The 26,061-nt window shown below is 70.6% G+C and carries 23 protein-coding genes and 2 pseudogenes; 14 read left to right on the plus strand and 11 right to left on the minus strand.

The annotated features are described in order from the left end of the window. The first annotated feature begins 7 nt into the window (after positions 1–7). Positions 8–730 carry an HNH endonuclease family protein gene (locus OG587_RS09505; protein WP_329088821.1) on the plus strand — a complete coding sequence of 241 codons (723 nt, stop codon included), beginning with the start codon at positions 8–10 and terminating at the stop codon, positions 728–730. Between the two features lie 191 nt (positions 731–921). Here OG587_RS09505 and OG587_RS09510 read toward each other — a convergent pair whose 3' ends face one another. Next, positions 922–1,809 (minus strand): DUF4429 domain-containing protein, encoded by an 888-nt coding sequence (locus tag OG587_RS09510; RefSeq protein WP_329088824.1) that lies wholly within the window; start codon positions 1,807–1,809, stop codon positions 922–924. 219 nt (positions 1,810–2,028) lie between these two features. Between OG587_RS09510 and OG587_RS09515 the strand changes: the two genes are divergently transcribed. The 5 genes and pseudogenes from OG587_RS09515 (at position 2,029) to OG587_RS09530 (ending at position 5,548) form a co-directional block, all read left to right on the plus strand. Continuing rightward, positions 2,029–3,306 (plus strand): aminotransferase class I/II-fold pyridoxal phosphate-dependent enzyme, encoded by a 1,278-nt coding sequence (locus OG587_RS09515; RefSeq protein WP_329088825.1) that lies wholly within the window; start codon positions 2,029–2,031, stop codon positions 3,304–3,306. 125 nt (positions 3,307–3,431) lie between these two features. Then, a pseudogene (locus OG587_RS09520) lies at positions 3,432–4,654 on the plus strand (RNA-guided endonuclease InsQ/TnpB family protein). Further along, positions 4,552–4,812 (plus strand): annotated as a pseudogene (locus tag OG587_RS47095) (hypothetical protein); the annotation flags it as partial. The pseudogenes OG587_RS09520 and OG587_RS47095, both read left to right, overlap by 103 nt. Before the next feature lie 27 nt (positions 4,813–4,839). Beyond that, positions 4,840–4,962, plus strand: coding sequence for a hypothetical protein (locus OG587_RS47100; protein ID WP_443075654.1), 123 nt, complete (start codon positions 4,840–4,842; stop codon positions 4,960–4,962). Positions 4,963–5,146: 184 nt separating this feature from the next. Then, on the plus strand, positions 5,147–5,548 hold the full coding sequence (locus tag OG587_RS09530) for a hypothetical protein (RefSeq protein WP_329088827.1): 402 nt from the start codon (positions 5,147–5,149) through the stop codon (positions 5,546–5,548). Between the two features lie 2,326 nt (positions 5,549–7,874). On the opposite strand, the gene OG587_RS09535 is transcribed toward OG587_RS09530, so the two are convergent. From OG587_RS09535 to OG587_RS09550, 4 genes are all read right to left on the minus strand, one after another. Beyond that, entirely contained in the window at positions 7,875–8,291 is a 417-nt protein-coding gene (locus OG587_RS09535) for a hypothetical protein (protein ID WP_329088829.1), read from the minus strand. Continuing rightward, positions 8,273–8,479: a hypothetical protein gene (locus tag OG587_RS09540; RefSeq protein ID WP_329088831.1), complete on the minus strand. Its 207-nt coding sequence runs from the start codon at positions 8,477–8,479 to the stop codon at positions 8,273–8,275. The genes OG587_RS09535 and OG587_RS09540 overlap by 19 nt, the downstream gene beginning before the upstream one ends. Positions 8,480–8,830: 351 nt before the next feature. Continuing rightward, the gene (locus tag OG587_RS09545; RefSeq protein WP_329088832.1) at positions 8,831–9,334 is read right to left on the minus strand and encodes a hypothetical protein; all 504 of its coding nucleotides are present in this window, start codon (positions 9,332–9,334) and stop codon (positions 8,831–8,833) included. A 1,650-nt stretch (positions 9,335–10,984) separates the two neighbouring features. Next, positions 10,985–11,980, minus strand: a complete 996-nt coding sequence (locus OG587_RS09550; RefSeq protein ID WP_329088834.1) for a LacI family DNA-binding transcriptional regulator — start codon at positions 11,978–11,980, stop codon at positions 10,985–10,987. Positions 11,981–12,408: 428 nt separating this feature from the next. Between OG587_RS09550 and OG587_RS09555 the strand changes: the two genes are divergently transcribed. Further along, a complete protein-coding gene (locus OG587_RS09555) occupies positions 12,409–14,154 on the plus strand; it encodes a discoidin domain-containing protein (protein ID WP_329088835.1) in 1,746 nt (581 codons plus the stop codon). A gap of 153 nt (positions 14,155–14,307) precedes the next feature. Beyond that, entirely contained in the window at positions 14,308–15,171 is an 864-nt protein-coding gene (locus OG587_RS09560; protein ID WP_329088837.1) for a DUF1996 domain-containing protein, read from the plus strand. 175 nt (positions 15,172–15,346) lie between these two features. On the opposite strand, the gene OG587_RS09565 is transcribed toward OG587_RS09560, so the two are convergent. Further along, positions 15,347–16,231 (minus strand): hypothetical protein, encoded by an 885-nt coding sequence (locus OG587_RS09565; protein WP_329088840.1) that lies wholly within the window; start codon positions 16,229–16,231, stop codon positions 15,347–15,349. A 422-nt stretch (positions 16,232–16,653) separates the two neighbouring features. Between OG587_RS09565 and OG587_RS09570 the strand changes: the two genes are divergently transcribed. The 4 genes from OG587_RS09570 (at position 16,654) to OG587_RS09585 (ending at position 19,868) form a co-directional block, all read left to right on the plus strand. Next, the gene (locus OG587_RS09570; protein WP_329088842.1) at positions 16,654–17,418 is read left to right on the plus strand and encodes a 2,3-dihydro-2,3-dihydroxybenzoate dehydrogenase; all 765 of its coding nucleotides are present in this window, start codon (positions 16,654–16,656) and stop codon (positions 17,416–17,418) included. Positions 17,419–17,499: 81 nt separating this feature from the next. Next, positions 17,500–18,648, plus strand: a complete 1,149-nt coding sequence (dhbC, locus tag OG587_RS09575; protein ID WP_329088844.1) for an isochorismate synthase DhbC — start codon at positions 17,500–17,502, stop codon at positions 18,646–18,648. A gap of 190 nt (positions 18,649–18,838) precedes the next feature. Continuing rightward, a complete protein-coding gene (locus OG587_RS09580; RefSeq protein WP_329088846.1) occupies positions 18,839–19,507 on the plus strand; it encodes an isochorismatase family protein in 669 nt (222 codons plus the stop codon). A gap of 79 nt (positions 19,508–19,586) precedes the next feature. Further along, entirely contained in the window at positions 19,587–19,868 is a 282-nt protein-coding gene (locus tag OG587_RS09585) for a metal-sensitive transcriptional regulator (protein ID WP_329088848.1), read from the plus strand. A 45-nt stretch (positions 19,869–19,913) separates the two neighbouring features. On the opposite strand, the gene OG587_RS09590 is transcribed toward OG587_RS09585, so the two are convergent. Beyond that, positions 19,914–20,321, minus strand: a complete 408-nt coding sequence (locus tag OG587_RS09590; protein ID WP_329088849.1) for a MerR family transcriptional regulator — start codon at positions 20,319–20,321, stop codon at positions 19,914–19,916. Positions 20,322–20,349: 28 nt separating this feature from the next. On the opposite strand from OG587_RS09590, the gene OG587_RS09595 reads away from it, so the two are divergent. Then, the gene (locus OG587_RS09595) at positions 20,350–21,222 is read left to right on the plus strand and encodes a methyltransferase domain-containing protein (RefSeq protein WP_329088851.1); all 873 of its coding nucleotides are present in this window, start codon (positions 20,350–20,352) and stop codon (positions 21,220–21,222) included. Between the two features lie 146 nt (positions 21,223–21,368). Here the strand turns inward: OG587_RS09595 and OG587_RS09600 are convergent, their stop codons facing one another. The 4 genes from OG587_RS09600 to cmtR all read right to left on the minus strand — a co-directional run bounded on the left by OG587_RS09600 (position 21,369) and on the right by cmtR (position 25,013). Beyond that, positions 21,369–22,646 (minus strand): MFS transporter, encoded by a 1,278-nt coding sequence (locus tag OG587_RS09600; protein ID WP_329088854.1) that lies wholly within the window; start codon positions 22,644–22,646, stop codon positions 21,369–21,371. After that, positions 22,643–23,959 carry a PLP-dependent cysteine synthase family protein gene (locus OG587_RS09605; RefSeq protein ID WP_329088856.1) on the minus strand — a complete coding sequence of 439 codons (1,317 nt, stop codon included), beginning with the start codon at positions 23,957–23,959 and terminating at the stop codon, positions 22,643–22,645. Before OG587_RS09605 ends, OG587_RS09600 begins: the two co-directional genes overlap by 4 nt. Before the next feature lie 135 nt (positions 23,960–24,094). Further along, positions 24,095–24,550, minus strand: coding sequence for a hypothetical protein (locus OG587_RS09610; RefSeq protein ID WP_329088858.1), 456 nt, complete (start codon positions 24,548–24,550; stop codon positions 24,095–24,097). A 130-nt stretch (positions 24,551–24,680) separates the two neighbouring features. Then, positions 24,681–25,013, minus strand: coding sequence for a Cd(II)/Pb(II)-sensing metalloregulatory transcriptional regulator CmtR (cmtR, locus tag OG587_RS09615; RefSeq protein ID WP_329088860.1), 333 nt, complete (start codon positions 25,011–25,013; stop codon positions 24,681–24,683). An 89-nt stretch (positions 25,014–25,102) separates the two neighbouring features. Here cmtR and OG587_RS09620 point away from each other — a divergent pair, with 89 nt between their 5' ends. Next, positions 25,103–26,020, plus strand: a complete 918-nt coding sequence (locus tag OG587_RS09620; RefSeq protein WP_329088862.1) for a cation diffusion facilitator family transporter — start codon at positions 25,103–25,105, stop codon at positions 26,018–26,020. The last annotated feature ends 41 nt before the right edge of the window (positions 26,021–26,061 follow it).

Raw genomic sequence — 26,061 nt, forward strand, 5'->3', positions numbered from 1 at the left:
GGTATGGGTGAGCACGCGGGGGGTGGTCACCGTGGTGCTCGGCGCCGCGGTGCTCTTCTCACTGTCGACGCACGGCGACACGCGTGCGAGGGCCGCGCCGGCCCGGGTCGCGCCGTTGGACAACCCTGACGGGGTGGGCCCCGGTCTGGCGCCCGTCAGGTCGGCCGGAGACCGGGGCGCCGCCGTCAGGCTGATCGGGAAGCTCCGGGTCAGGCCGATGGGTTCCAAGGCCGGCTACAGCCGGACCAGGTTCGGCGAGAACTGGGCCGACACCGCCAAAGGGGTGCCGTACGCGCGCAACGGCTGCGGTACCCGCGACGACCTGCTGGCCCGCGACGGCGAGAACGTGCGCTACCGCCGCGGATCCGACTGCGTGGTCGTCTCCATGAGGCTGCGCGACCCCTACACCGGCCGGATCGTCCGCTGGACCAAGAAGCGCTCCGACGAGATCCAGGTCGACCACGTGGTCCCGCTGTCCTACGAGTGGCGGATGGGAGCCTCCCGCTGGCCGCTGTCCAAGCGGAAGCGCATCGCCAACGACCCGCTCAACCTCCTTCCGGTGTACGGCGACGCCAACGAGGCCAAGGGCGGCTCGGGGCCCGCGTCCTGGCTCCCTCCCGTACACCGGGTCCGCTGCGCCTACGTCGTCCGCTTCGCCCAGGTGGCCCTGAAGTACAACCTGCCGGTCACTCGCGCGGACAAGAACATCATGCTCGCCCAGTGCCGGTGACCTCCGCGCGGCCGTCCGGAGGCGGGTGCCGCTCGGGAGGCGGGTGCCGTCCGGAAGGGCGTGCCGCTCAGCGGGACGGGTGCCGTCCGGAGGCGGGGCTGCTCAGAAGGACGGGTGCCGCTTAGAAGAACGGGTGCCGCTCAGAAGGGCGTGTCGCTCAGAAGGGCGGGTGCCGTCCGGAGGGATGTCGCTCAGAAGCGGCGGAGCAGGGCCTGCTTGGCGGTGGTGAACTCCTCGTCGGTGAGGATGCCGTCCCTGTGCAGCTCGCCGAGCTCGCGCAGGCGGCGCAGGAGCGAGTCCGGGTCGTCGCCGCCCGCGGGTGCCGCGGGCGGCTCGATCGACGGGGGCTCGGTGGCGGAAGGCAGCTGGGCGTCCGAGGGGTGCGGCAGCCTGGCGAGGACCGCGGCGACGAGCAGCGCCGTCGTGCGGGTCTCCTTGTCGAAGCCCCACAGGACCAGGCAGCTCGGGTCGTGCTTGGGAGCGAGCTTGTGCGCCGCCGCGCCTCTCACCTGGAAACGGAGGTAGCCGTTCTCCAGGCCGGCGGTCGGGAACCACTCCACGCCGCTGAGGTCCTTCAGCGCGAGCCGCTGGGGACCGGCCGACTTCTTGCCCTCCTCCGCGGCCCAGTTCCATTCGAGGCGGATCGACTCGCCGTCGAACGTCGCCGTGCCGTCGCCCGCCGGAACCACCACGGGCAGTGCCGGGCCCGGCATGAGGTAGCGCTCCGAGGGGCCGTCCGGCACCTGCTCGATCACCAGCGCGTTGCGCACCTCGTCGACGAAGTACTCGGCGGCGCCGGTGCGGTCGGCGTCCACGACCAGCTGGTAGGGGTCGGCGGCGTCGGCGATCCGCCCGCGTGCCGCCTGGTTGAACGGGTCGGCGCCCTCCCGCAGGCGAAGCCGCAGCCTGCCGCCCTTCTTGCCGGGCTCGTACGCGATGCCGGCCACCGCCTCCAGCGGCACCCGCACCTCGCCCAGCAACTGCCGCAGCTTCTTCACGCTCCGGTCGCGACCGGGCACGATCCGCAGGATCTCGCCGTCGAACGTCCAGGTTCCGTCACGCACCATGACCTCAGCCATACGGTGATCGTATGGCGAGCCGGTGGCGCGACGCTCGCGATCGAGCGGCTGAATCGTCTCCGAGCGGCCCGGCGCGAAGGGTCCGGCTTCCGATCGGGCGGAGAGGTCTTCTATTCTTCGAAGTTGACCCAGGCCACCTTCGGAGCCGCTCCCTCACCGGCTTTCCAGCCGGTCGCCGACCGCCTCCGGAGCCGATCACCAGCAGGCGAAGGAACTCCCGTGACCCCTCCGGCCCTCACCATCGACGAGCTGACCGCCCAGCGGGACGCCGCCCGGCGTGACTACGACGCGCTCGTCCGGCGCGGTCTGTCCCTCGACCTGACGCGGGGCAAGCCGTCGGCGCGGCAGCTCGACCTCTCCGAGGCGCTGCTGGACCTGCCCGGCGGTCACAGCGCCGCGGATGGCACCGACTGCCGCAACTACGGCGGGCTCCAGGGCCTGGCCGAGCTCAGGGAGATCTTCAGCGGCCCGCTCCAGGTGCCCGCCGCGCAGCTTGTCGCCGCGGACAACTCCAGCCTCTCGCTGATGCACGACTCGATCGTCCACGCCCTGCTCGGCACGCTGCCCGGCGCCGAGCGCCGCTGGGCCGACGAGCCGCGGGTCGCGTTCCTGTGCCCGGTTCCCGGGTACGACCGCCACTTCGCCCTGTGCGAGCGGTTCGGCATCGAGCTGATCCCCGTGCCGATGAACGCCGAAGGGCCGGACATGGACGTCGTGGAGCGTCTCGTGCTCGAAGACCCCCAGGTCAAGGGCATCTGGTGCGTGCCCAAGTACAGCAACCCCAGCGGTGTCTCCTACGGTGACGAGACGGTGCGGCGCCTGGCCGCCATGCCGGCCGCCGCCCCGGACTTCCGGATCTTCTGGGACAACGCCTACGCCGTGCACCACCTGACCGACACGCCCGTGGAGATCGCCGACATCCTGGCGCTGTGCGCCGAGCACGGCAACCCCGACCGCGTCTTCGTCTTCGGCTCCACCTCGAAGATCACCTTCGCCGGTTCCGGTGTCTCCTTCTTCGGGTCGTCCCCGACCAACGTGGCCTGGCTGCTCGGGCACACCGCCAAGCGCACCATCGGCCCCGACAAGATCAACCATCTTCGCCACGTGGAGTTCCTCCGCGACGAGAACGGCCTGGCCGAGCACATGCGCCGCCACCGGGAGCTGCTCCGGCCGAAGTTCGACGCGGTCGAGACGATCCTCACGAAGGAGCTGGGCGGCACCGGCCTGGCGACCTGGTCCAGCCCCTCGGGCGGCTACTTCATCAGCCTCGACGTGCTGGAGGGATGCGCTCGCGAGGTGGTGAGGCGGGCGGGAGAGGCGGGCATCGCCCTCACCCCCGCGGGCGCCACCCACCCGTACGCGACGGACCCCCGCGACAGCACCATCCGCATCGCCCCCACCTACCCCGAGCTCGACGAGGTGGAGCTGGCCATCTCCGGCCTCGCCACCTGCGTGCGCCTCGTCGCCACCGAGAGGCTCCTGGGCAGCGCCCGCTAGATGCCGCTGGGCGCCCGTCGGCCCGTTGCGTTGTTGAGGATCTCGGCGAACCGGCTGCGCGCTTCGGCGACGCTCATCTGTCCGGATTGCATGCACGCCAGGGCACAGGGGCGCACAATTGATCCGTGCAGCTCAGGTACAACTTCCGCCTTTACCCGTCGCCGGGTCAGCGTCAAGCGCTGGCGCGGGCGTTCGGGTGCGCGCGGACGGTGTTCAACGACGGGCTGTGCATCCGGCGGGATGCCCGGATACGGGGCTTGCCGTACATCTCGGACGGGGAGTTGTCCAAGCAGGTCATCACGCGGGCCAAGGCGACGCCGCAGCGGGCGTGGCTGGGCGAGGTGTCGGCGGTGGTCTTGCAGCAGGCGCTCGCGGATCTGAACACCGCCTACCGCAACTTTTTCGCCTCCCTGTCCGGGAAGCGGAAGGGCCGCACGATCGCGCCACCCCGGTTCCGATCCCGCAAGGATTCCCGGCAGGCGATCCGGTTCACCAGGAACGCCCGGTTCGCGGTGACAACAGGGGGAAACTCCGGCTGCCGAAGATCGGCGAGGTGGAGGTGCGCTGGTCGCGGTCTTTGCCCTCGGACCCGTCGTCGGTGACGGTGGTCAAGGATTCGGCGGGCCGCTACTTCGCGTCGTTCGTCGTCGAAGCGACCGGGGAGGCGCTGCCGCAGACGGACTCCGAGATCGGCATCGATCTGGGTCTCACCCATTTCGCGATCACCTCGGATGGTCGGAAGGTGGCCAGCCCGCGTTTTCTGCGGCGGGCGGCCAAAAAGCTGCGCAGGGCGCACAAGGCGCTGAGCCGCACGCAGAAGGGGTCGGCGAACCGGGCCAAGGCCAAGCTCAGGGTCGCCAGGGCGTACGCCAAGGTGACCGATACCCGCCGCGACTTCGCCCATAAGTTGTCCACCACGTTGATCCGCGACAACCAAGCGGTGTACGTGGAGGATCTCGCCGTGTCCGGCATGGCGCGCACGAGGCTGGCCAAGAGTGTGCATGATGCGGGCTGGTCGCAGTTCGTCGCCATGCTGGAGTACAAAGCTGTCAGGTATGGCCGCCATTTCGGCAAGATCAACCGCTGGTTTCCGTCGTCGAAGTTGTGCTCGGCCTGCGAGACCATTGCCACCTCGATGCCGTTGAACGTCCGGTCGTGGACCTGCCCCTGCGGGGCCGGCCACGACCGGGACGTCAACGCGGCGATCAACATTCTCGCCGCCGGGCAGGCGGAGAGGCTAAACGACTGTGGAGCGCGGGTAGGACCGGGAGCGATCCCGGCACCGCGCGACGAAGCAGGAACCCGCCAGGAGCCGCACACGCGGCAGACCGGAATCTCCGTCTCTTAGGGCGGAGTGGATGTCAAACCGTACGGCTCGCCGGACGGGTCTCCCGCGAGGGGCCGCGCTCGTTCACGGTCGTCGGCCACCACTGCGAGACGGGCGACACGATCGCGGAGGACGTCCCGCTCCCCGCCGACCTGCGCCCGGGTGACCTCCTCGCGCTGGCGGCCACCGGGGCCTACCACCACTCGATGGCCTCGACCTACAGCCTCATGGGCAGGCCGCCGGTCGTCGCCGTGCACAACGGCCGGGCGAGGCTGCTCGTCCGCCGGGAGGTGGAACAGGACCTGATGCGCCGCGACGTGGGCCTGTAGGAACCGGCCCACGGGGCCGGCGGCGGGTGAGGAACAGCGTAAACGAACGTAGTGAAAGGGTGAAGAAAGCATATCGACATTGGTCTGCGGGCATTTCCCGGGATTTCATGGAGGGGCGGAGACCTGTTCCCCGGCAGTTGCCCGTTCCGCAACGAATGTCCGTTTTGTGAAAGGCGTGAGTGCGATGTTCGAGTCCGAACCGGTGGGATTCTCGCTCGCCGGGGGGTTCGTCACCGTCGTCGCCACGGCCGCGACCGCCTCGCTGCTCCTCGCTCCGGCTGAGGTCGCCGGCCGCGTACTGATCATGGCGATCGCCGTGTGCGCCTACGCCGCCTGCGGGGTCCGGGCCGGGGTCGCGCTGGTGACGGCCGTCATGGCATGGTTCTTCGGTACCGGATTCCTGGTCAACGGTGCCGGGGAGCTCAGCTTCGGCAGGCCGGACCTGCTCCGCCTCGGCTTGTTCGTCGTCGTCGCGCTGGGCGCGAACGCGGGCACCGCCGTGTGCCGGGCGGTCGCCGCCAGGCGTCGCCTCCGCGTCCCGCTGCCCAGCGAGGACCCCTCGCGGCTCGTCCTCGCCCGGAACTGACGCGCTCCACGGCCCGCGTGCGCGCCGTGTGCTCGCGGGGCACTGTACGGCCAGGTGCGTTCGAGGGATTCGACATGGCGAACGCCGTACCCGGCCGGTGCCGGGCACGGCGTTTTCCGCTATCCCGTCAGGCACTCGTCCCGTCGGGCTCCGAAGTCCTTCAGAGCGGAGGTGTCTCGTTGGTGAACCTGTCGCAGTTCGCGGGGTACGCGGAAGGCCCGAGAGGCGTCCCGGGAGCGTAGAAGCCCCCCGTCAGCGGAACCGGTCGTCCGAGAAGACACCTCGTCCGGGCGACCTGACCGGCCGAATTCTGGACCGTGAGGTGAAGGTACGGAAGGGCGCCGTCCTGGAGGATCGTCGTCGTGACGTCCACCACATCGGTGGGATGACCGGGGATCTTCGAAAGGCTGTGCCAGGGTGGAGTCGTTCGCGGGTCGCGGAGTTGTGCCGTCCCGTCGTTCCGGACCGACGCGGTGATCGGTTCGGAGAGCAGGTACGACACGGACACGGCGGACGTCGGCGCCGCGGGGCCCGCCGGTCCTACGGGTCCCTCCGGACCGGCCGCGCCCGGCACGCCCGCGGCTCCCGTGGCACCGGTCGGTCCCACCGGTCCGGTGGCACCCGGTTCGCCCGCCGGGCCGACGGGTCCCGCCGCGCCGTCCGTTCCCGCGGGCCCGGGGGCGCCGGTGGCTCCTTCGGGGCCCGCCGGTCCTGCCGGTCCTTCCGGACCGATGGGGCCCGCCGGTCCTTCGGGTCCTTCGGGGCCCGCCGGTCCTTCGGGTCCGATCGGTCCGATCGGTCCCGTGAGTCCTTGGGGTCCCGCCGGTCCTTCGGGTCCGATCGGCCCGATCGGTCCGGTGAGTCCTTCGGGTCCGGCCGGGCCTGCGAGTCCGGCCGTACCCGCAGGCCCGGCAGGGCCCGTGGCACCCGTCGCGCCCGCGGGTCCCATCGCGCCCGCCGGGCCCGGCGCCCCCGGCACGCCTGGGGCGCCGGTGTCGCCCTTCGCCCCTGTCGCTCCCGTCGGTCCGGCGGGACCGGCGACTCCCTTGGCGCCTGCCGGGCCCGCCGGCCCTGCGGGTCCTTCCGGCCCCGCAGGGCCGAGTGATCCGAGCGGGCCGTCCGGAAGGCTCGTTTTGGTGGGGTCCACCGGGGTCGGGGATTCCGGCGGCAGCCCGAGGCTCGACGATTTCTTTCCGCTGTCCCGGCCGCTCCTGCTCTTTCCGCTGTCCCGGTTGTTCCTGCCGGGACGGTCGCGGTCGCACACGCAGTTCAGCTGCCCCTGGCACTTGCAGTTTTTCTGGCCCAGGGTTCTCATCGGGGGCACACGCACGTCGTCCAGCGCGCCGGTCATTCTCCGAACCGGAACGGTCTCGCTGCCGGCGTCTCGCGTATTGAGAAGAATGGTGCCCGTGGTATCGGTCACGGCGTTGGCCGACGTCTGGCAGGAAAGTGCCAGAATGGCACCGATTGCTGTTGTTGCGACGGACCAGTTTCGAGCGTATTTGCCGGAATTAATGGTTTGAGCCCGTCTTTTACCGCTAGAAGTCATAGCATTCCATGTCTTTTGTGATTCCAGGGAATCGGATTGCTTAAACCGCGACGGTGGCGGCAAGCAGGAGTTACCCGATGATCGACACGGCAAAGCTCGGACCTGGTTAACGAGGTTTAAACGTATTCGTCAACGATGGGAATGTGTCCAGGTTGTTGAGCTTGAAAGCCATGTTTTCCAGAGGCCTCCTGCTCTGTGATTAATCGCCGGAATTCGGATTTCTTGGGCGTCGCGAGAATTTTGGTGTGATTCACCGACCGTGGCCCGCGGTGAGATCGCTGCGGTTTCGCCGACGACTTTCCGATCCGGGCCGGACGCTCCACACCGCTTTCCGCGCCGTCGGGGCCGGCCGGATTCCCGGCCGTCTGGGCGGTCTCGCAATGAGCTGGAGTGGACCACACCGCTCGGCGGCCCCATGCCTGTTTCCGGTGATCATTTTTTCGAGCGATCGCCGGACGGGGAGGGACCGGTCCGGCGCACCGCCGGTGAACGGACGACGAGACCGCCGACGAGACCGCCAACGTAGGCGATCCCCGTCGACCGCGGTTCCCGTCGAGGGGCTCGCCGCCCACCGGCGATGGCGTGATCCGGCCACAGCCATCCGGTATCCATCCCCGGACGAAACCCCTCCACCTCGACCGCCCGTCACCGTGAGCGACCGAATCCACTCACACTGCCCAAGAGAACTCTCGTACGGAGGCTCGTACGGAGGACTCTCGATGGAGGGCTCTCGTACGGAGGGCTGGATCACGCCGCCACCGCGGTGAACACGAGCCCTTACGCGGGCCCCATACATGAGCTGGAGACCGTCACGAGGGGTGAGAGCGCTCCGCCGTTGGCGAATGTGACACTCCATCGGTTGCCGACCACCGACTCGGAGGCCGTCACGTCGACCCCCAGGGCGCTGCCACTCCACTCTCCGGCGACGGCGAGCGTGCCCACCGGGCATATGCCACCGAGAACGGTCACCGTCGTGCCCGGAGGAACGAGAGTCGCCGTTCCCTCGACGGCCTGCATGGTGATCAGGATGCTCGGCCCCGCGGGCCCCGTCGCTCCGGTGGCTCCGGTCAGGCCGATGGGCCCCGCTGGTCCCGCCGGCCCCGCCGGTCCTGCGGGTCCGGCCGGTCCTACCGCGCCGTCCGCGCCTGCGGGGCCGGTGGCCCCGGTGGTTCCGGTCAGGCCGATGGGTCCCACCGCGCCGTCCGCTCCCGCCGGGCCTGCTGGTCCTGCCGGACCTTCCGCTCCTGCGGGTCCTGCGGGTCCGACGGCGCCTTCCGCTCCTGCGGGTCCTGCTGGTCCGGCCGCGCCGTTTGCTCCTGCCGGACCTTCCGCTCCTGCCGGACCTTCCGCTCCCGCCGGTCCTGCGGGTCCGACGGCGCCATCAGCTCCCGCTGGGCCTGCCGGTCCTGCCGGTCCTGCGGGTCCTGCCGGTCCGATCGCGCCGTCGGCTCCCGCTGGGCCTGCGGGTCCTTCCGCTCCTGCCGGACCTTCCGCTCCCGCCGGTCCTGCGGGTCCTGCTGGTCCGGCCGCGCCGTCGGCTCCTGCCGGGCCTTCCGCTCCTGCGGGTCCTTCCGCTCCTGCCGGTCCTGCGGGTCCTACCGCGCCGTCGGCTCCCGCTGGGCCTGTGAGACCGATGGGTCCTGCTGGTCCGGCCGCGCCGTCGGCTCCTGCGGGTCCGGCCGGTCCTACCGCGCCGTCCGCGCCTGCGGGGCCGGTGGCCCCGGTGGTTCCGGTCAGGCCGATGGGTCCCACCGCGCCGTCCGCTCCCGCCGGGCCTGCTGGTCCTGCCGGACCTTCCGCTCCTGCGGGTCCTGCGGGTCCTGCGGGTCCGACGGCGCCATCAGCTCCCGCTGGGCCTGCGGGTCCTGCCGGTCCGGCCGCGCCGTCGGCTCCCGCTGGGCCTGCGGATCCTTCCGCTCCCGCTGGGCCTGCGGGTCCGGCCGCGCCGTCGGCTCCCGCTGGGCCTGTGAGACCGGTGGGTCCTGCTGGTCCGGCCGCGCCGTCGGCTCCTGCCGGTCCTTCCGCTCCCGCCGGTCCTGCGGGTCCTGCCGGTCCGATCGCGCCGTCGGCTCCCGCTGGGCCTGCGGATCCTTCCGCTCCCGCTGGGCCTGCGGGTCCGGCCGCGCCGTCGGCTCCTGCCGGACCTTCCGCTCCTGCCGGACCTTCCGCTCCTGCCGGACCTTCCGCTCCTGCCGGACCTTCCGCTCCTGCGGGTCCTGCGGGTCCGACGGCGCCATCAGCTCCCGCTGGGCCTGCGGGTCCTGCCGGTCCGGCCGCGCCGTCGGCTCCCGCTGGGCCTGTGAGACCGGTGGGTCCTGCTGGTCCGGCCGCGCCGTCGGCTCCTGCCGGACCTTCCGCTCCTGCGGGTCCTGCGGGTCCGGCCGCGCCGTCTGCTCCTGCGGGTCCTGCGGGTCCGACGGCGCCGTCTGCTCCTGCTGGTCCTGCTGGTCCTGCTGGTCCGATCGCGCCGGCTGCTCCTGCCAGGCCTGCCAGGCCTGCCAGGCCTGCTCGGCCTGCCGGGCCTGTGGGTCCGATGGGTCCTGCTGGTCCGGTGGGTCCGATCGGGCCGGCCGCGCCGTCGGCTCCCGCTGGGCCTGTGAGGCCGGTGGGTCCTGCTGGTCCGATTGCGCCGTCGGTTCCTGCCGGTCCTGCCGGGCCTGCTGATCCTGTGGGGCCGACCGGTCCGATGGGTCCTGCGGGTCCTACCGCGCCGTCGGCTCCCGCCGGGCCTGTGAGGCCAGCGGGCCCGGTAGGCCCGGCAGGCCCGATGGGGCCCGCGGGTCCTGTAAGGCCGTCCGCTCCGTCCGCTCCGTCCGCTCCGGCGGGTCCGATGGGCCCTGCGGGTCCTGTCGGGCCCGTGGCGCCGGGGGCGCCGTTTGCTCCCGCCGGTCCCGCTGCTCCTGGCTCGCCCGTCGCTCCGGTCGCGCCCGTGGCGCCTGCCGGTCCGGTGGCTCCGGTCTCTCCGGGCGGCCCCGCCGGTCCTGCCGGTCCCGCAGGCCCCGCCGGCCCGGTTGGGCCGGGGGGACCGCCCGCTGGACCCACCGGTCCCACCGGTCCCACCGAACCCGTGGAACCGGCAGGGCCGCGAGGACCGGGCAGCCCGATTCCCGGCAGCCCGTCCTCGCCGTCACGGCCGTCCTCGCCGTCACGGCCATTACGGCCATTACGGCCGTCCTCGCCGTCCTCGCCGTCCTCGCCGTCACGGCCGTCACGGCCGTCGCGGCACCAGCAGCGCTTCCTCCGGCACTTGCAGCCCTTCCGTGCGATGTTCCCCATCACATGGACACGTGAATGGTCGAATCCGCCGGCCGCCTTGCGAACCGGAGCGGTCTCGTCGCCGGTGGTCCCGGCGTTGAGGAAAGGGATTCCCGTGATGCCCGCGACGGCGTCGGCCGGTGCCTGGCAGGAAAGCGCCAGAATAGCGCCGATCGCTGTTGTCGCGGCGGACCAGTTTCGAGCGCGTTTGCCGGAATTAATAATGTGAGTCCGTCTTCTACCGCTAGAAGTCATCGCATTCCATGTCTTTTGTGATTCCAGGGAAACAGATTGCTTAAACCGCGATAGTGGCGGCAAGCAGGAGTTACCCGATGATCGACACGGCAAAGCGCAGCCCTCGTTAACGAGGTTTAAACGGATTCGTCAATGGCGGGGATATATCTAAATTATTGAATTTTCCCGCCGCATGTGCTCGGCGGGCCGCCGCCCTATCGGCTCACATATCCGAGATGGGTGTTATTTATTGTCTGTAAGGATTTTTGGGATGATTATTCGGATAAAAGTCAGTGGTGTGGCTCTCGCTGCCGAGCTTCCGATCCTCACCCGATGTCTCCCGGTGCTTTCGTGCCGGCGGAACAGGCCGGACGCCGTGCGCCTCGTCCGGACTCCGGCTAGCTGGACTCCCTGACCACGAGCTGGGTCGGAAGGATCACCGGGGTCGCGGGCTCGCCTCTCAGCAGGCCGAGCAGCAGGCGGGCCGAGGCGGCGGCCTGCTCGCCCATGGGGCTGCGCACCGTGGTGAGCGGGGGATCGGTGTAGAGGGCCGCCTCGATGTCGTCGTACCCCACCACCGCCACGTCGTCGGGCACCCGTCGGCCCGCCCGGCGCAGCGCCCGCATGGCGCCGATCGCCATCAGGTCGTTGGCGGCGAACACCGAGTCCAGTGCGGGGTCGTCCTCAAGCAGTTGCGCCATGGCCTCGGCCCCGGAGATCCGGGTGAAGTCGCCGATGGCCACGATCGAGCGCCGTCCGGTCTCGCTCAGGACCTCGCGGTAGGCGCCGAGCCTGTCCTGGGCGGCGGACATGTCCAGCGGCCCGGAGATCGTGGCGATCCGGCGCCGTCCCCGTTCCAGCAGGTGCCGTACCGCCTGGGCGGCCCCGCCGGTGTTGTCGTTGTCGACCCACGGCACGTCCAGCCGGGAGGCGGGCCTGCCGTGGGAGACGAGGGGGACGCCCGTGGCGGCGAGCGCCGCCGGCAGGGGGTCGGCGCCGTGCATCGAAACGATCATGACCGCGTCCACATGGCGGGCGGCCACGAACTGCCGGGCCCGCACGCGGGCGTCGTCGGAGCCGGCGAGCATGAGCATGACCTGCTTGCCCGCCGCCTCGAACTCGCGGCTGGCCGCGCGCACGACCGTGGAGAACATCGGGTCGTCGGAGACGAGTCCGGCCGACGGGTCGGAGACGATCACCGCGATGGAGTCGGTGCGCCGGGTGACCAGGCTGCGCGCCGCGGGGTTGGGGATGTAACCCAGCTCGTTCACCGCCCGCATGACGAGGTCGCGGATGTCGGTGGCGACCGTCGGCTCGCCGTTCACCACCCTGGAGACCGTTGACTTGGACACGCCGGCCCGGGTGGCGACAGCCTCCAGGGTGGGTCGTCTCATGTGGTTCTCCCGCAGTTCGTACCGCCGGTTGGTCGGTGGTGCCTGAACGTGCGGTCCCACCCTTTCCCAAGCTTAGCTCGGTGATCATGAAGAGAGCGCTCCCTCACAAAGGGTGACCGGAAGGGAGATTTCTGTCAATGTCCCGAACGGCGCCGGTTTTTCCCTCGCAGCGGCCGACGAAGAAAATCCGGGAAAGCGCTCCCCGGAAAGGATCTTCTTAGGCCCAGCTCACAGCGTGTTGTAACGATGCAAAGGATTATCCGGGAGCGCTCCCCGAGGTGTGCAGTTGATTGCCGGATCATGTGTAGCCCGTTTCATCCTGGTTAAACGGACACTTGACAGCCCCTGTCGGACGAGAGCAATCTCTGGTTGAGAGAGCGCTCCCCGACTCGCTACCGGTACGCACCCCCCACCCCCGAGGAGACGCGATGCCCTCGTCCCGAAGTCCCGGCCGCCGCATGGCCCTACTGATAGCCGCGGCCGTCACCCTCGTCACGTCCTGTCTCGCGATCATGCCCGCGGCGGCCGCCGACGCCCTGCTCTCACAGGGGAAGACGGCGACCGCCTCGTCCTCGGAGAACGCGGTCTTCCCCGCGTCCGCGGCCGTCGACGGCAACGCGGGCACCCGCTGGTCCAGCGGGTTCAGCGACCCGCAGTGGATCCAGGTCGACCTCGGCGCCAGCGCGACCATCACGCAGGTGTCGTTGAACTGGGAGACCGCCTACGGCAGGGCCTTCCAGATCCAGACCTCGCCCGACGGCACCACCTGGACGCCGATCCACTCCACGACCACCGGCACCGGCGGCAACCAGACGCTGGCCGTCAACGGCACCGGCCGCTACGTGCGCGTGTACGGCACCCAGCGCGCCACCCCGTACGGCTACTCGCTGTGGGAGTTCCAGGTCTACGGGACCATCGGCGGCACTCCTCCCACTCCGACCCCCACTCCCACCCCCGACCCCGACCCGGGCGCGCTCAAGCTGCTGTCCTACGGCAGGCCCGGCGCGGCCTCGACCTCCCAGAGCGACGGGAACTGCTGGGAGTGCACCCCGGCCAGGGCGTTCGACCGCGACGCGGCCTCCCGCTGGGCGACCAGCTCCACCACCGGCTGGGTCGACCCGGGCTGGATCTCCGTCGACCTCGGCGCGACAGCGCAGATCAAGCAGGTCGTCCTCCAGTGGGACCCGGCCTACGCCAGGGCGTTCCAGATCCAGGTGTCGGACAACAACACCACCTGGACGCCGATCTACACCACGACCACCGGCACCGGTTTCAAGCAGACGCTGACCGTCAACGGCACCGGCCGCTACGTGCGCATGTACGGCACCCAGCGCGCCACCCCGTACGGCTACTCGCTGTGGGAGTTCCAGGTCTGGGGCACCGGTGGCGCCCCGATCACGCCGCCGCCGCTCCCGCCGGACCCGGCCAACCCGCCGACGACGCTCGTCTGGAGTGACGAGTTCAACGGTGGCGCGGGCACCAGGCCCGACGCGGCCAAGTGGACCCAGGACCCGGGAACCGGTCCGAACAACGAGCTTGAGTACTACAAGCCCGAGAACACCGCGATGGACGGCAACGGCAACCTCGTCATCACGGCGCGGCAGGAGACCACCGCGGGATCGGCCTGCCCGGGTGGACCCTGCCAGTACACCTCCGGCCGCATCAACACCGGCGGCAAGTTCACCTTCACCTACGGCAAGGTCGAGGCCCGCGTCAAGGTCCCGAAGGGCAACGGCCTGTGGCCGGCGTTCTGGATGATGGGCGCCGACTTCCTCACCGGCAGGCCCTGGCCGTACAACGGGGAGATCGACATCCTCGAGGTGCTCGGCAAGGACGTCAAGACCTCCTACTCGACCATCCACGCCCCCGCCTACAACGGTGGCGGCGGCATCGGTGCCCCGTACACGCTGCCCAACGGCGCGGACTTCTCGGACGACTTCCACGTCTGGGCCGCCACCTGGGACAGCAAGGGCATCGTCTACACCCTGGACGGCCGGACGGTCCTCACCCTGAGCAAGGCGCAGGTCGAGGCGACACGGGGACCGTGGGTCTTCGACCACCCGTTCTACATCATCCTCAACCTCGCGGTGGGCGGTGACTGGCCCGGCCCGCCGGACGCCAGCACCGGCTTCCCGAAGCAGATGGTCGTCGACTACGTGCGCGTCTACAAGTAGTCCCTCCCCTCCGGCACGGCTCGCCCGAGCCGTGCCGGAGCCTCCCCCAGAACCGGAGCCCCAACGGCCGGAGTCCCCCCAAAAAGGAGTCCATCCATGCACCCGGCACTAGCCCCAGCCCGCCTACGAAGCCGGTTACGCCCACTGACCCTGGTGGCCGCCATAGTGGCGCTCCTGGGCACGTCCCTCGTCATCCACACCACCCAGGCAAGCGCGACCTCGAAGGCCCAGGCAGGGAGTTCGTCCGCGGCGGTCGTACGGGTGGCGGAGTTCCTCGCCGACTGCCCGTTCAGCCACCGGCTGCCCGACGACCCGATCATCTTCCCGGGCATGCCCGGCGCGTCGCACATGCACAGCTTCTTCGGCAGCACCACCACCAACGCCAACACGACCCTCGCGTCCCTGCAGAACTCCCCCACCAACTGCAACCCGCGCACCGACCTGTCGTCGTACTGGGTGCCGACCCTGTACAACGGCAACACCCCGGTGGAGCCGACCATCACCACGTTCTACTACCTGGGTGAGGGCGTGCGCGCCGACATCGTCGCCAGGACCCAGGCGCTCCCCCTCGGCCTGCGGATCGTCGCGGGCAACGCCAAGGCGACCACCCCCAACGACCCGACCAGCAACGCCCGCTGGTCGTGCCTGCACGCCGGTCACGTCCCGCCGTCCAAGGACTTCGTGAACTGTCCGGCGGGCACCATGATGGAGTCCTACCTGGACTTCCCGCAGTGCTGGGACGGCCAGAACCTGGACTCGCCCGACCACAAGAGTCACATGGCCTACCCGGTCAACCAGGCCTGCCCGGCCTCGCACCCGGTGCCGGTGCCGAAGCTGCGCCAGGTGCTGCGCTACCCGGTGAGCGGGAACCCGGCCAACTTCAGGTTGGCGTCGGGCGCCGGATACACGATGCACGGCGACTTCTTCAACGCCTGGCCGGTGGCCGAGATGGAGCGTCGCGTGCGTGACTGCATCCGCCCGGTCATCAAGTGCGGCGCGGACGGTACCCCGTCCTGACGCCGGAGTGCCGTATTCGCATCCCGTCCTGACAGCGGTGTGCCGACACGGCATCTCGTTCTGACGGCACCGGTGCGGGAGCCGACCTCCGCACCGATCCCCCGTGCCGTCCCCGGCGGCGGGACCCGGAACATCGGGTCCTGCCGCCATGGGCGTTGCGAGGAACGGAGTACGCCTACTGACCCTCGCTCGCCTGGGCCTGCTCGTCCTGCTCGGCGAGCGTGCCGCACTTGTAGCCCGCCTCCCGTTCGGGCTGGAGCTGGATGCTGCCGAGGTTCGTGGTCTCGATCGGGCGCCGGAAGGTCTCCAGCTTGTCGCAGTCGTAGAAGACGTACGTGCCCTCGCTCTCGCCGAGCAGCATCATCCACCGGCCCTCGTAGAGGGGCTTGTCGTCCTCGGCGTTCTTGATGACGGTCCACTGGTCCTGGAAGCCGACGAAGGGGAGGAGGTCGTTGGCCTGGCCCGTCTCCTGCACCTTGACCGCTCCCGTCATCATCTGCAGGATCAGCAGGAACCCCAGGCCGATGCCCGTGAGAGCGCCGGTGAGCACCTTCATGCCGGCGCGGCCGACGGGCTTGCGGCGCAGCAGCCGGAACGGCACCAGGAACGTCAGCACGCCCAGTCCCACCGCCACGACGACCATGGCGGCGAGGTCGAGTCCGCCCATCAGGTCCAGCAGGCCCCAGTAGGTCGCGCCGCACCACAGCGCGGCGATCAGGGCGGCCACCCAGGGCCGTCGCCGTACGGCCGCCGTGGACCTTCCGACCGCGCCGCGGGTCACCTTGTCGGCCAGCCAGCCGATTCCGACGACGAGGCCGAGAAGCGGCAGGACGACCAGCAGGAGCAGGATCAGCGTCCCCATCAGCCGGCCGAGCAGGACGGACTGGTCGATTCCCGCCTGTTGCGGGCTGATGTTAAACACCCCGTACATCTGCTCCACGCCGAGGTAGAGGACGGCGTAGAGCGCGACGCCGATCGGGACGACGACCGAGCCGATGCGCTCGATCATCGCCAGGACGCCGCTGTTGTTCTCCTCCTCCACAGACTCCACAGGTTCCACAGGCTCTACGGGAGGTTCGACCGGGGGCGCAGAGGGAATGTATGTCTGTCGCCCGGAAATATCCTGACTTGTCACGATGGACGATGGTAAGTCATGGTGGTTGACACGACGTTGACTAACCATAAACGCGGCAATTCGCCCCTCAACTGGGCGGGAGCACGGGAACCGGCTCCGCTCAGGAGAGCTGCCACCGGGGGTCGATCCGTCGCCCGGGGTCTCCCCGGATCACAACGGCCCGCAGTCCGGAGTGTTCCCACTAACCGCCGTGATGTCCTCCTGATCTGTGAAAAGTAACTATAAGTTTTTGCTGCGCGACCCAAAGTGATGGGGCTAACCTGCCTACCGGCACAGGCTGACCGTGGCGAGGGCCGCGGTAACGCGTAGGCGGCAGGGACAGTAAGGGCGGCAAGGACAGTGAGGGCATGGTGACGGAAGGCGCGGTGGCCATGGTCACCGGTGCGGCACAGGGCATCGGAGAGGCGGTGGCGCGAGCCCTGACTGCGACAGGCACACGCGTCGCCGCTCTCGACGTGAACGCGGAGCGGGTCGAGCGGGTCGCCGCCGGGCTCGGCGTCGCGGTCGCCTACCCCTGCCAGATCACCGACAGCGCCGCCGTCGACGACGTGGTCGCGCGGGTCGAGGCCGATCTCGGCCCGATCGAGCTGCTCGTCAACGTCGCCGGAGTGCTCTGCTCAGGACCGGCCGTCGCCATCAGCGACGACGACTGGGCCCGCACCTTCGCCGTCAACACCGGCGGGGTCTTCCACCTGTCCCGCGCGGTGGCCCGTCGGATGATCCCCCGCAGATCCGGGGCGATCGTCACCGTGGGGTCCAACGCCGCGGGCGTGCCCCGGATGAACATGTCGGCCTACGCCGCCTCCAAGGCCGCCGCCGCGCAGTTCACCAAGTGCCTCGGCCTGGAGCTGGCGCCGTACGGCATCCGCTGCAACGTGGTGTCGCCCGGTTCCACCGACACCCCCATGCAGCGTGCTCTGTGGACCGGCGGCCACGACGCCCGGACGGCCATCGAGGGCTCACCGGCCAGTTTCCGGGTGGGCATCCCCCTCGGCAGGCTGGCCGATCCCGCCGACATCGCGGACGCCGTCCTCTTCCTGGCCTCCGACCGTGCCAGGCACATCACCATGCAGGACCTGTACGTCGACGGGGGCGCCACGCTCCGGTCGTAGTGCGGCACCCCCATTCCTGGATCCCTCCCGACAGGAGACCTCTTAACCATGTCGCCGAACGACGCCCTCACCATGTCTCGAATGCCCGACCTTCTGGGAGATTACGAGCCCGGCACCTTCTTCTTCACCTCGCCGACCCGGACCCTGCTCGCCAGAGGGGTGGTCCGGGAGGTTCCCGATTCCGGGACGACGAGCCTGCAGGGCCGCGTCGCCTCGACCCTGCGCGACGCACGGGACTCCGGTCACCCCAACCCCGTCGTGGTGGGCGCGATCCCCTTCCGCGACGACCGTCCCGCGCGCCTGCTGGTACCCGCCGCCGTCTGCTGGACGAGCCCACCGGCCGGTCTCTCCGCCGCCCCCGAGCGGATCACGGGGACGTTCACCGGATTCGGCCCGGTCTCCGACCCCGGCGACTACGTACGCGGCGTGGAGAAGGCGCTGGCCAAGCTGACCGCCGGAGAGCTCCAGAAGATCGTGCTGGCGCGTACCCTGGACATCACCATGGGCGCCCCCGTCGACGTCGGCCGCGTCCTGCGCAACCTCGTCCGGCGCGACCCGCAGGCCTACGGCTACGCGGTCGACCTGCCGTCGGGCGACGACACGGCCCGCACCCTCCTGGGAGCCAGCCCCGAACTGCTCGTCTCCCGCTCCGGCCGCCGGATCACGACGAACCCGCTCGCGGGATCCGCGCCCCGCCACCCGGACCCCGTCGTCGACCGCGAACGGGCCCGTGCCCTGCTCGCCTCGGACAAGGACCTCCGCGAGCACGCCCTGGTGATCGAGAGCATCGTGGAGGCGCTGCGCCCGTACTGCAGCAAGCTGTCGGTTCCCGCCGGGCCCTCGCCGCTGTCCACCGCCTCCATGTGGCACCTGTCGACCCGGATCACCGGCGTGCTGGACGACCCGGCGGTCACGTCGCTGGAGCTGGCCACCATGCTGCACCCCACCCCCGCCGTCTGCGGTACGCCCGCGGGTGCCGCGCGCAGGGCGATCGAGGAGATCGAGTCGTTCGATCGCGGCCTGTACGCCGGCCTGGTCGGGTGGGGCGACGCGACGGGCGACGGCGAGTGGGTGGTGACCATCCGCTGCGCCGAGATCGCCGACCAGACCCTGAGGCTGTTCGCGGGCGCGGGGATCGTCGCGGGGTCGGTACCGGAGACCGAGCTCGCCGAGACCACCGCCAAGTTCCAGACCATGCTCCGCGCCGTCGGCCTGGACCAGGACCGCTGACCCGCCGTCACGGGAAACGACCCGTCGTCATGGAACGGCCCGTCGTCATGGAACGGCCCGTCGTCATGGAACGGCCCGTCAGCGTGGGAGCCGGCCTGTCGCGTGGGAGCCGATTCACCACGCCGGGAGACGGCCCGCCATCGCAGGAAAGATCCGCCACCGCAGGAAAGCAGGAAAGGAGACAGTGCCCGTGGCCCTTCCCCAGATCGCCCCTTACCCGCTGCCGGGAGAGGGCGACCTTCCCGAGAACCGGGTGAGCTGGCGCCCTGAGCCGCGCCGCGCCATCCTGCTGGTCCACGACATGCAGAACTACTTCCTCGCCCCCTTCGCCGCCGGTGTCTCACCGCTGACCGGGCTCATCGCCAACATCGGTCTCCTGCGCGACGCCTGCGCCGGGCTGGGGATCCCCGTCGTCTACTCGATGCAGCCCAGTGGCCAGAGCAGACACGAGCGCGGCCTGCTCCAGGACTTCTGGGGCTCGGGCATCCCCGGCCTCCGCGAGAGCGAGATCGTCGCGAGCCTCCTCCCCGCGGAGCCCGACATCCTGCTCACCAAGTGGCGCTACAGCGCCTTTCACCGGACCGACCTGCGTGCCCGGATGGAGGCCATGGGGCGCGACCAGATCATCGTCTGCGGTGTCTACGCGCACATCGGCTGCCTCATGACCGCCTGCGACGCCTTCATGCAGGACCTCCAACCGTTCCTCGTCGCCGACGCCGTCGCCGACTTCTCCCCGGAACACCACAGCATGGCCCTCACGTACGCCGCGCAGCGCTGCGCGGTCACGGTCGCCACCCGGGGGCTGCTGCGCGGGTGGGAGTCCGTGTCGCCTCCCGCCGAGGCGGTCGGCGGCGGGTAGCCGGGTCCGGTTCGCGAGGCTGCCTTAAATACTATCGGGGGGTATTCTTTGACAGGGGAGGCCAAGCGGAGGGGGAGAGATGCACGGATACACTGCCAGCAAGCAGGACCATCTGCGGCGGCTGCGCCGGATCGAGGGACAGGTGCGGGGCCTGCAGCGGATGGTCGAGGAGGACAAGTACTGCATCGACATCCTCACCCAGGTGTCGGCGGCCAACCGGGCTTTGCAGTCCTTCGCGCTGTCCCTGCTGGAAGAGCACCTGGCGCACTGCGTGGCCGAGGCCACCGCCAAGGGCGGCGCCGAGGCCGAGGAGAAGGTGAGGGAGGCGTCCGACGCCATCGCCCGCCTCGTCCGTTCCTGAACGTGCCGCGACGGGCGCCGCTCTCACCGAGCCCGTCGCGCACGGTCACACGCCGATCTTCTCCGCCAGGGTGCGCTGGAAGTGGGCGCAACCGGTGAAATCCTCATGGTCGCAGCTCAGGGCACATTCGATCATGTGGAGCGACGACCGCGCCTGGGCGACGCGTCGTGTCAGGTCCGCGTGCCTGCGGCGCAGGATGTCGCGCCGCGCCTCCGGATCGCCGGTGGCGATCATTTCCCGGATGTCGGCGAGGGAGAACCCGGCTTCCTTGGCCCGCAGGATCACCGCGACCCGGCAAAGATGGTCACGGTCGTAGCGGCGACGGTCGGCCCCGGCACGGGCGGGGGTCAGAAGTCCCATGGACTCCCAGTGCCGCAGGACATGGGTGGGCAGGCCGAACCGCCGGGCGATCTCGCCGATGCTCATCATCGCGCCATCGTCACTTGACTTCATGTCGGCATTAAGTCGCATCCTCGATGACATGTCCAATGACACCGTCACAGACCGAGCAGACCATGCGGACCGGGTAGAACCGCTAGAACCGGTAGGCCAAGCGGACCGGGCAGGGTCGGAAGAGCGGGAAGAACGGAAAGAACGGGAGGAGCCGGAAGGCGACACCGTCACCGAGCTGGTCCGGCTGCTCGACGCGCTCGACGCCCTTCCCGACTCCATCCGGCTGCGCGCCCGCTCCTACGACCTGCTCCACCTCACGCCCGGGGCCCCCGTGGTCGACGTCGGCTGCGGAACCGGCCTGGCCGTCGCGGAGCTGACCCGGCGTGGCGCGCGGGCGACCGGTGTCGACCTCAGCGAGCCGATGGTCGCCGAGGGGCGCCGGCGCGAGCCCGGCGCGGATCTCCGCGTCGGCGACGCCCGCGAGCTGCCGTTCCAGGACGGTGAGCTGGCCGGGTATCGCGCCGAGAAGCTCTACCACGAGTTCGGCGATCCCGCCAGGGCGCTCAGCGAGGCGCGACGGGTGCTTGCTGCGGACGGCCGCGTCGTCCTGATCGGGCAGGACTGGGACACCTTCGTCATCGACTCCGACACCCCGGCCCTCACCCGGACCATCGTGCACGCCCGCGCCGACCTCATCCCCGCGCCCCGCGCCGCCCGCGCCTATCGCGCCCTCCTGCTGGACGCCGGATTCGACGACGTCACCGTGGAGGTCCACACCGGTGTCCTCACCGGCCCGCTGATGCTGCCCATGCTCGCGAGGACCGCCGGTGCCGCCCGTGACGCCGGCGCCGTCACCGCGGATGACGCCGGTACGTGGATGGCGGAACAGACCGAACGCGCGCGTACCGGACGGCTCCTCCTGGCCGTGCCGCTGTTCGTCGCGGCCGCGCGCCGCCCCTGACGACCGGCGGGGATGCCGCGGGGATGCGGGGACGCCGTCACCTCGGTGAGGTGGACCCGTCCCCGCCGATCGTCAGGACCGGACCGGCCGGTGGTGCCTCACGCCGTCGCCGGACGGCCGTCAGGACCGGACCGGCCGGGAGTGCCTCACGCCGCCGCCGGAGCGGCCTCCGGTGACGTCGCCAGGCGTCCCGATCGGTCCAGGGCGGCGACGGCCGCGGCGCAGCCGAGGCCGATCAGCGCCAGGGCCAGCCATGGCAGGCTCGGCAGGCCGATCCGCGCGCCCAGATCCAGGGACCACCCGGTGAGGAGGTTGCCCGCGGCGACGCCGACCCCGGCCAGGGTGCTGTAGAGCCCGTAGTACGTGCCCACCATGTGCCGGCCGCCGAAGGCGGCGATGGTCGCCATCTCGAACGGGTAGATGATCATGGTGGCCAGGCTGAGCAGCACCGCCGTCCCCAGGACGGGGACCAGCGCGAGCACCCCGGCGGCACCGCCGGACGGCATGACGGCGGTGCCCGCCCAGGGGGCGGCCAGGGCCAGGGGGGCGAAAGCGAGCCCCATCAGGACCAGGCCCCACGCGATGGCCCGCTGCGGTCGCCACCGCCGGGTCGCCCACGCCGTCAGGCGGGCCTGGCCGGCGAGGGTCATCACCGCCGAGACGGCGAACACGAGAGTGATCCCCAGTTCGCCGCCCGTCACCCGGCGGATCTCCAGCGGCAGCCCCAGGTAGACCTGGAAGTTCAGCACGTAGGAGCCGATCATGGCCAGGGAGAACAGCAGGAACGGCCGGTCGCCGACCACCCCGCGCCAGGCCGGCAGCACCCCCCGCCCGTCCCCGCCCTCCCGGGCGGCTCCCGCGGGCAGGGCTCGCGTCTGGGCGACCGTCAGGACCGCGAACATCACGCCCGCGACCAGGCAGACGAGCCTGAAGGCCACCGCGTTGAGCAGCAGGCCGATGAGCGGCCCGATCAGGATGCCGGCCTGGGAGAAGGCGTTGAACGCGGCGAACGCCTCGACCTTCCGCGCCCCGGCCTCGCGGGCGAGGTAGGCCCGTACGGCGGGATTGAACAGCGCGCCCGCGAACCCGGTCAGCGCCGAGGCGATCACCAGCGCGGGCAGGGAGTCGGCCACGGCGAGCAGCAGGAACGCGACCGTGCGCAGCCCGCAGCCCGCGACGATCATGGGTTTGTGGCCGAGCCGGTCGGCGAGGGTGCCGCCGACCAGGAACATGCCCTGCTGGCTGAGGTTGCGGATGCCCAGGACCAGGCCGACCAGCGCGGCCGGCAGTGCCAGCGTTCCCGACAGGTGGCCGGCCAGATAGGGCATCAGCATGTAGAAGCCGGTGTTGATGGTGAGCTGGTTGATCAGCAGCAGTTTCACCGGCCGGTCGAAGGAGCGGGCCAGGGCCAGGGTGCTCCTCACCGCGGGACACCTTCCCCGGCTGTCTTCTCGACGGCTTTCCCGGTTGCCCTCTCGACGGCGGTGACCTCGGCGCGGGCACCGCCTTCCGTGGCGGCCGACGGCGTCTCCGCGACGCCGTCTCCAGGAAGGGCGACGCCGTTTCCCGGGATGGCGATGCCGTCTCCGAGGCCGGCGACGCCGTGTCCCAGGAAAGCGGCCGGGTCGAGCACGGTCGCGCAGCGCGTCCAGCGCGTCGGCTCGCGCTCGGCCGGATGGGCGATCTCGTCGGGGTCCGTCACCGGAGGCGTGCCGAGCAGACCGTGTTCCGCGCAGTAGTCGTCGTTGAAAACGGTGTCGAAGTAGCGGTGCGGGCCGTCGGGGAAGATCGCCGCTATCCGGGTGTGTCCGGGCAGTGCGCGGGCCAGCCAGGACGCCACCAGGGCCACCGCGCCGACGCTCCAGCCGCCGGTGGCGTACCGCAGCGCGGCCAGGCGCCGGCAGGCCCAGACCGCCTCCGCGGGCGCGACCCAGTGGACCTCCCCGAAGGCCTCGTACGCCACGTTGCGCGGGTAGATGCTGCTGCCCAGGCCGCGCATGAGCCGCGAGCGCGCGGGCTGGCCGAAGATGGTCGAGCCGATCGTGTCGACGCCCACGAGCCGCAGGTCGGGGTAGAAACGCCGGAGCACGCGATAGACGCCGGCGCTGTGGCCGCCGGTGCCCACGCTGCACACCAGGACGTCGATCCGCCCGAGCTGGCCGGCCAGCTCCACGGCCAGTCCCGCGTAGGCGGCGACGTTGTCGGGGTTGTTGTACTGGTCGGGGCAGTAGGCGTCCGGGTGCTCGCCGAGCAGTTCCCGCACGCGCTCGCGGCGGGCCTGCTGCCAGCCGCCCACCGGGTGAGGTTCGGTGACGATGACGAGGCGGGCCCCGTAGGCCGACAGCAGCCGGCGCATCAGCGGTTCCATGCCCGGGTCGGTCACCAGCGTCACCGGGTGGCCGTGGACGATGCCGGCCAGCGCCAGGCCCAGCCCGAAGGTCCCGCTGGTGGATTCCACGATGGGCGCTCCCGGCCGCAGCAGGCCGCGCTCGCGCGCCCGCTCGACGATGTAAAGCGCGGAGCGGTCCTTGATCCCGCCGGGATTGCCGCCCTCCAGCTTCGCCCAGAATCCGTGCCCCAGCCCCGAGGCGATCTCGGGAACCCAGAGCACCGGGGTGTTGCCGACCACGCGGTCGGGAGTGTGGCAGGTGGCCCCGGTGATCAGCCGGCTGAGCGAGGCGGTGTCGATCTGCGGCGGCTCGGCAGCGACCTGCAGTGAATTAAGTGTGTATGTCATGATCCGTTTCCCCTGGATGCGATGTGATCAACTCGCTTCTGGGCACGCGTGAGCGACGGCTCGTACCGCTCGTGAGAAGCTCGCGAGGAGCTCTGAGGAGCGCGGAGTCGTTGACGAGCGGGCCCGCGGGGCGGGCTATATACGGGAAACGGATTTGAGAAGGAGTAACGCCGCCCCCGGGGGCGGACGGACCGGTCGCGCGCGATGCCGCGCGGGCGGCGGTGAGGGCGCCGAGACGTCCTCGGCGGCCACCGGGTCACCGATGACCGGGCCGGTCGGCACCGGGGCACGCGCGCCGGTGATCTGCGCCCCGGCCGCCGCGCCGCACAGGTGGTGATCCTCGTCGGCAGGCGGTGGCGCCGGGCACGGTACGTGGTCCGCGGGTACCTCCGCGCCGATCACGGTGAGGAGTCCCGCGGCGGCGATCACGCCGGTGTCCGGGGTGGCCGGTGGCAGGTGGCCGGGCGCGTGAAGGTGTCCCTGATGCGCGGGAACCACGACGCACAGCGCCAGGTGCATCAACATGACGGCGCCGAGCACGGCCAGCCCTAGCGCGAAGGCGACGCCTCCGTGCTGAGCGACTCGCCGCATCGACACGATCATGACCACAAACGTACATTACCGTCTGTCGCCGCCTGACTCCGGGGGGTTACTTTATGCCACTAAAGAGTGCTAGATGGGCAGTTATGAGGCTGAGGAACCTGGTGATACCGGTATGGAACTATCCCGTCGGATCCGCCTCGTGGACGTCGTGGTGGTCGGGATCGACGGCGAGCACGACGTGGACGAGGTCCTCGATGGCGTGGGCGAGGCGCTGGTCGGCCAGCTCGTACCGGGTCTGGCGCCCCTCGGGCACCGCGACCACCAGGCCGCAGCCGCGCAGGCACGACAGGTGGTTGGACACGTTCTGGCGCGTCAGCCCGAGATCCTCGGCCAGTCGCGCCGGGTAGGTGGGTCCCTGGAGGAGGGCGATGAGCATCCGGCAGCGGTTGGGATCGGCCAGCGCCCTTCCGAGGCGGGCCATCGCGTCAAGACGCGTCGCGGCGGTGAGCATGGTTATCACAATACATCAGTTGCTGTATATACAGTGATTGCTGTATAAACACTGGAGACTGTATCGACGGACGATGGAGACGGAGCGTCATGGGGCACGGACACGGGCACACGAAGCCGACGGCGGCGGCGGCACACCGCGGGCGTCTGGTCGTCGTGCTGCTGCTGACCGTCGTCGTGCTCGTCGTCGAGGTCGTCGGCGCGGCGCTGTCGGGCAGCCTGGCGCTGCTCGCCGACGCCGGGCACATGGCCGCCGACGCCGCGGGCATCGCGCTGGCGCTGTTCGCCGTCTGGATGGCCGGCAAGCCGGCCAGTGCCCGGCGGACCTTCGGCTACCAGCGGGCGGAGATCCTCGCCGCCGCGATCAACGCGGTCATCCTCCTCGCCCTGAGCCTCTACATCCTGTACGAGGCCGTCCGGCGCTTCGCCGATCCCAAGCCGGTCGGCGGAACGGTGATGCTCGTGACGGCCGTGGTCGGCCTGGCCGCCAACGCGGTCGGGCTGTGGCTGCTGCGCTCCGGCCAGGCGGAGAGCCTCAACCTGCGGGGCGCCTACCTGGAGGTCCTCGGCGACCTGCTGGCCTCGGTCGCGGTGATCGTCGCGGCGGTCGTCATCGCGCTCACCGGCTGGACGACGGTGGACCCGATCGTCTCCGTCGTCATCGCCCTGCTGATCGTGCCGCGCAGCTGGAGCCTGCTGCGCGAGGCCGTGGACATCCTGCTCGAAGCCGTTCCCCGGGGCGTCGACCTGGAGGAGGTCCGCAGGCACCTGATGGAGACGCCGGGCGTCATCGACGTCCACGACCTGCACGCCTGGACCATCACCTCGGGGCTCCCGGTCATGTCCGCCCACGTCGTGATGGCGGACGGCGTCCTGGTGGACGGCTCCTTCGGCCCGGTGCTGGACCGCCTGCACGAGTGCCTGGCCGGTCACTTCGACGTAGAGCACTCCACGCTGCAACTGGAACCCGCCGGCCACGCCGACCACGAGGGCGCCCGGCACCGCTGAGGTGTCGTGCCATGGCAGGTAGACCACCTGATGCCTGCCTG

Origin of the sequence: Streptosporangium sp. NBC_01469, assembly GCF_036227305.1 — a bacterium.
Classification (GTDB): Bacteria; Actinomycetota; Actinomycetes; order Streptosporangiales; family Streptosporangiaceae; genus Streptosporangium.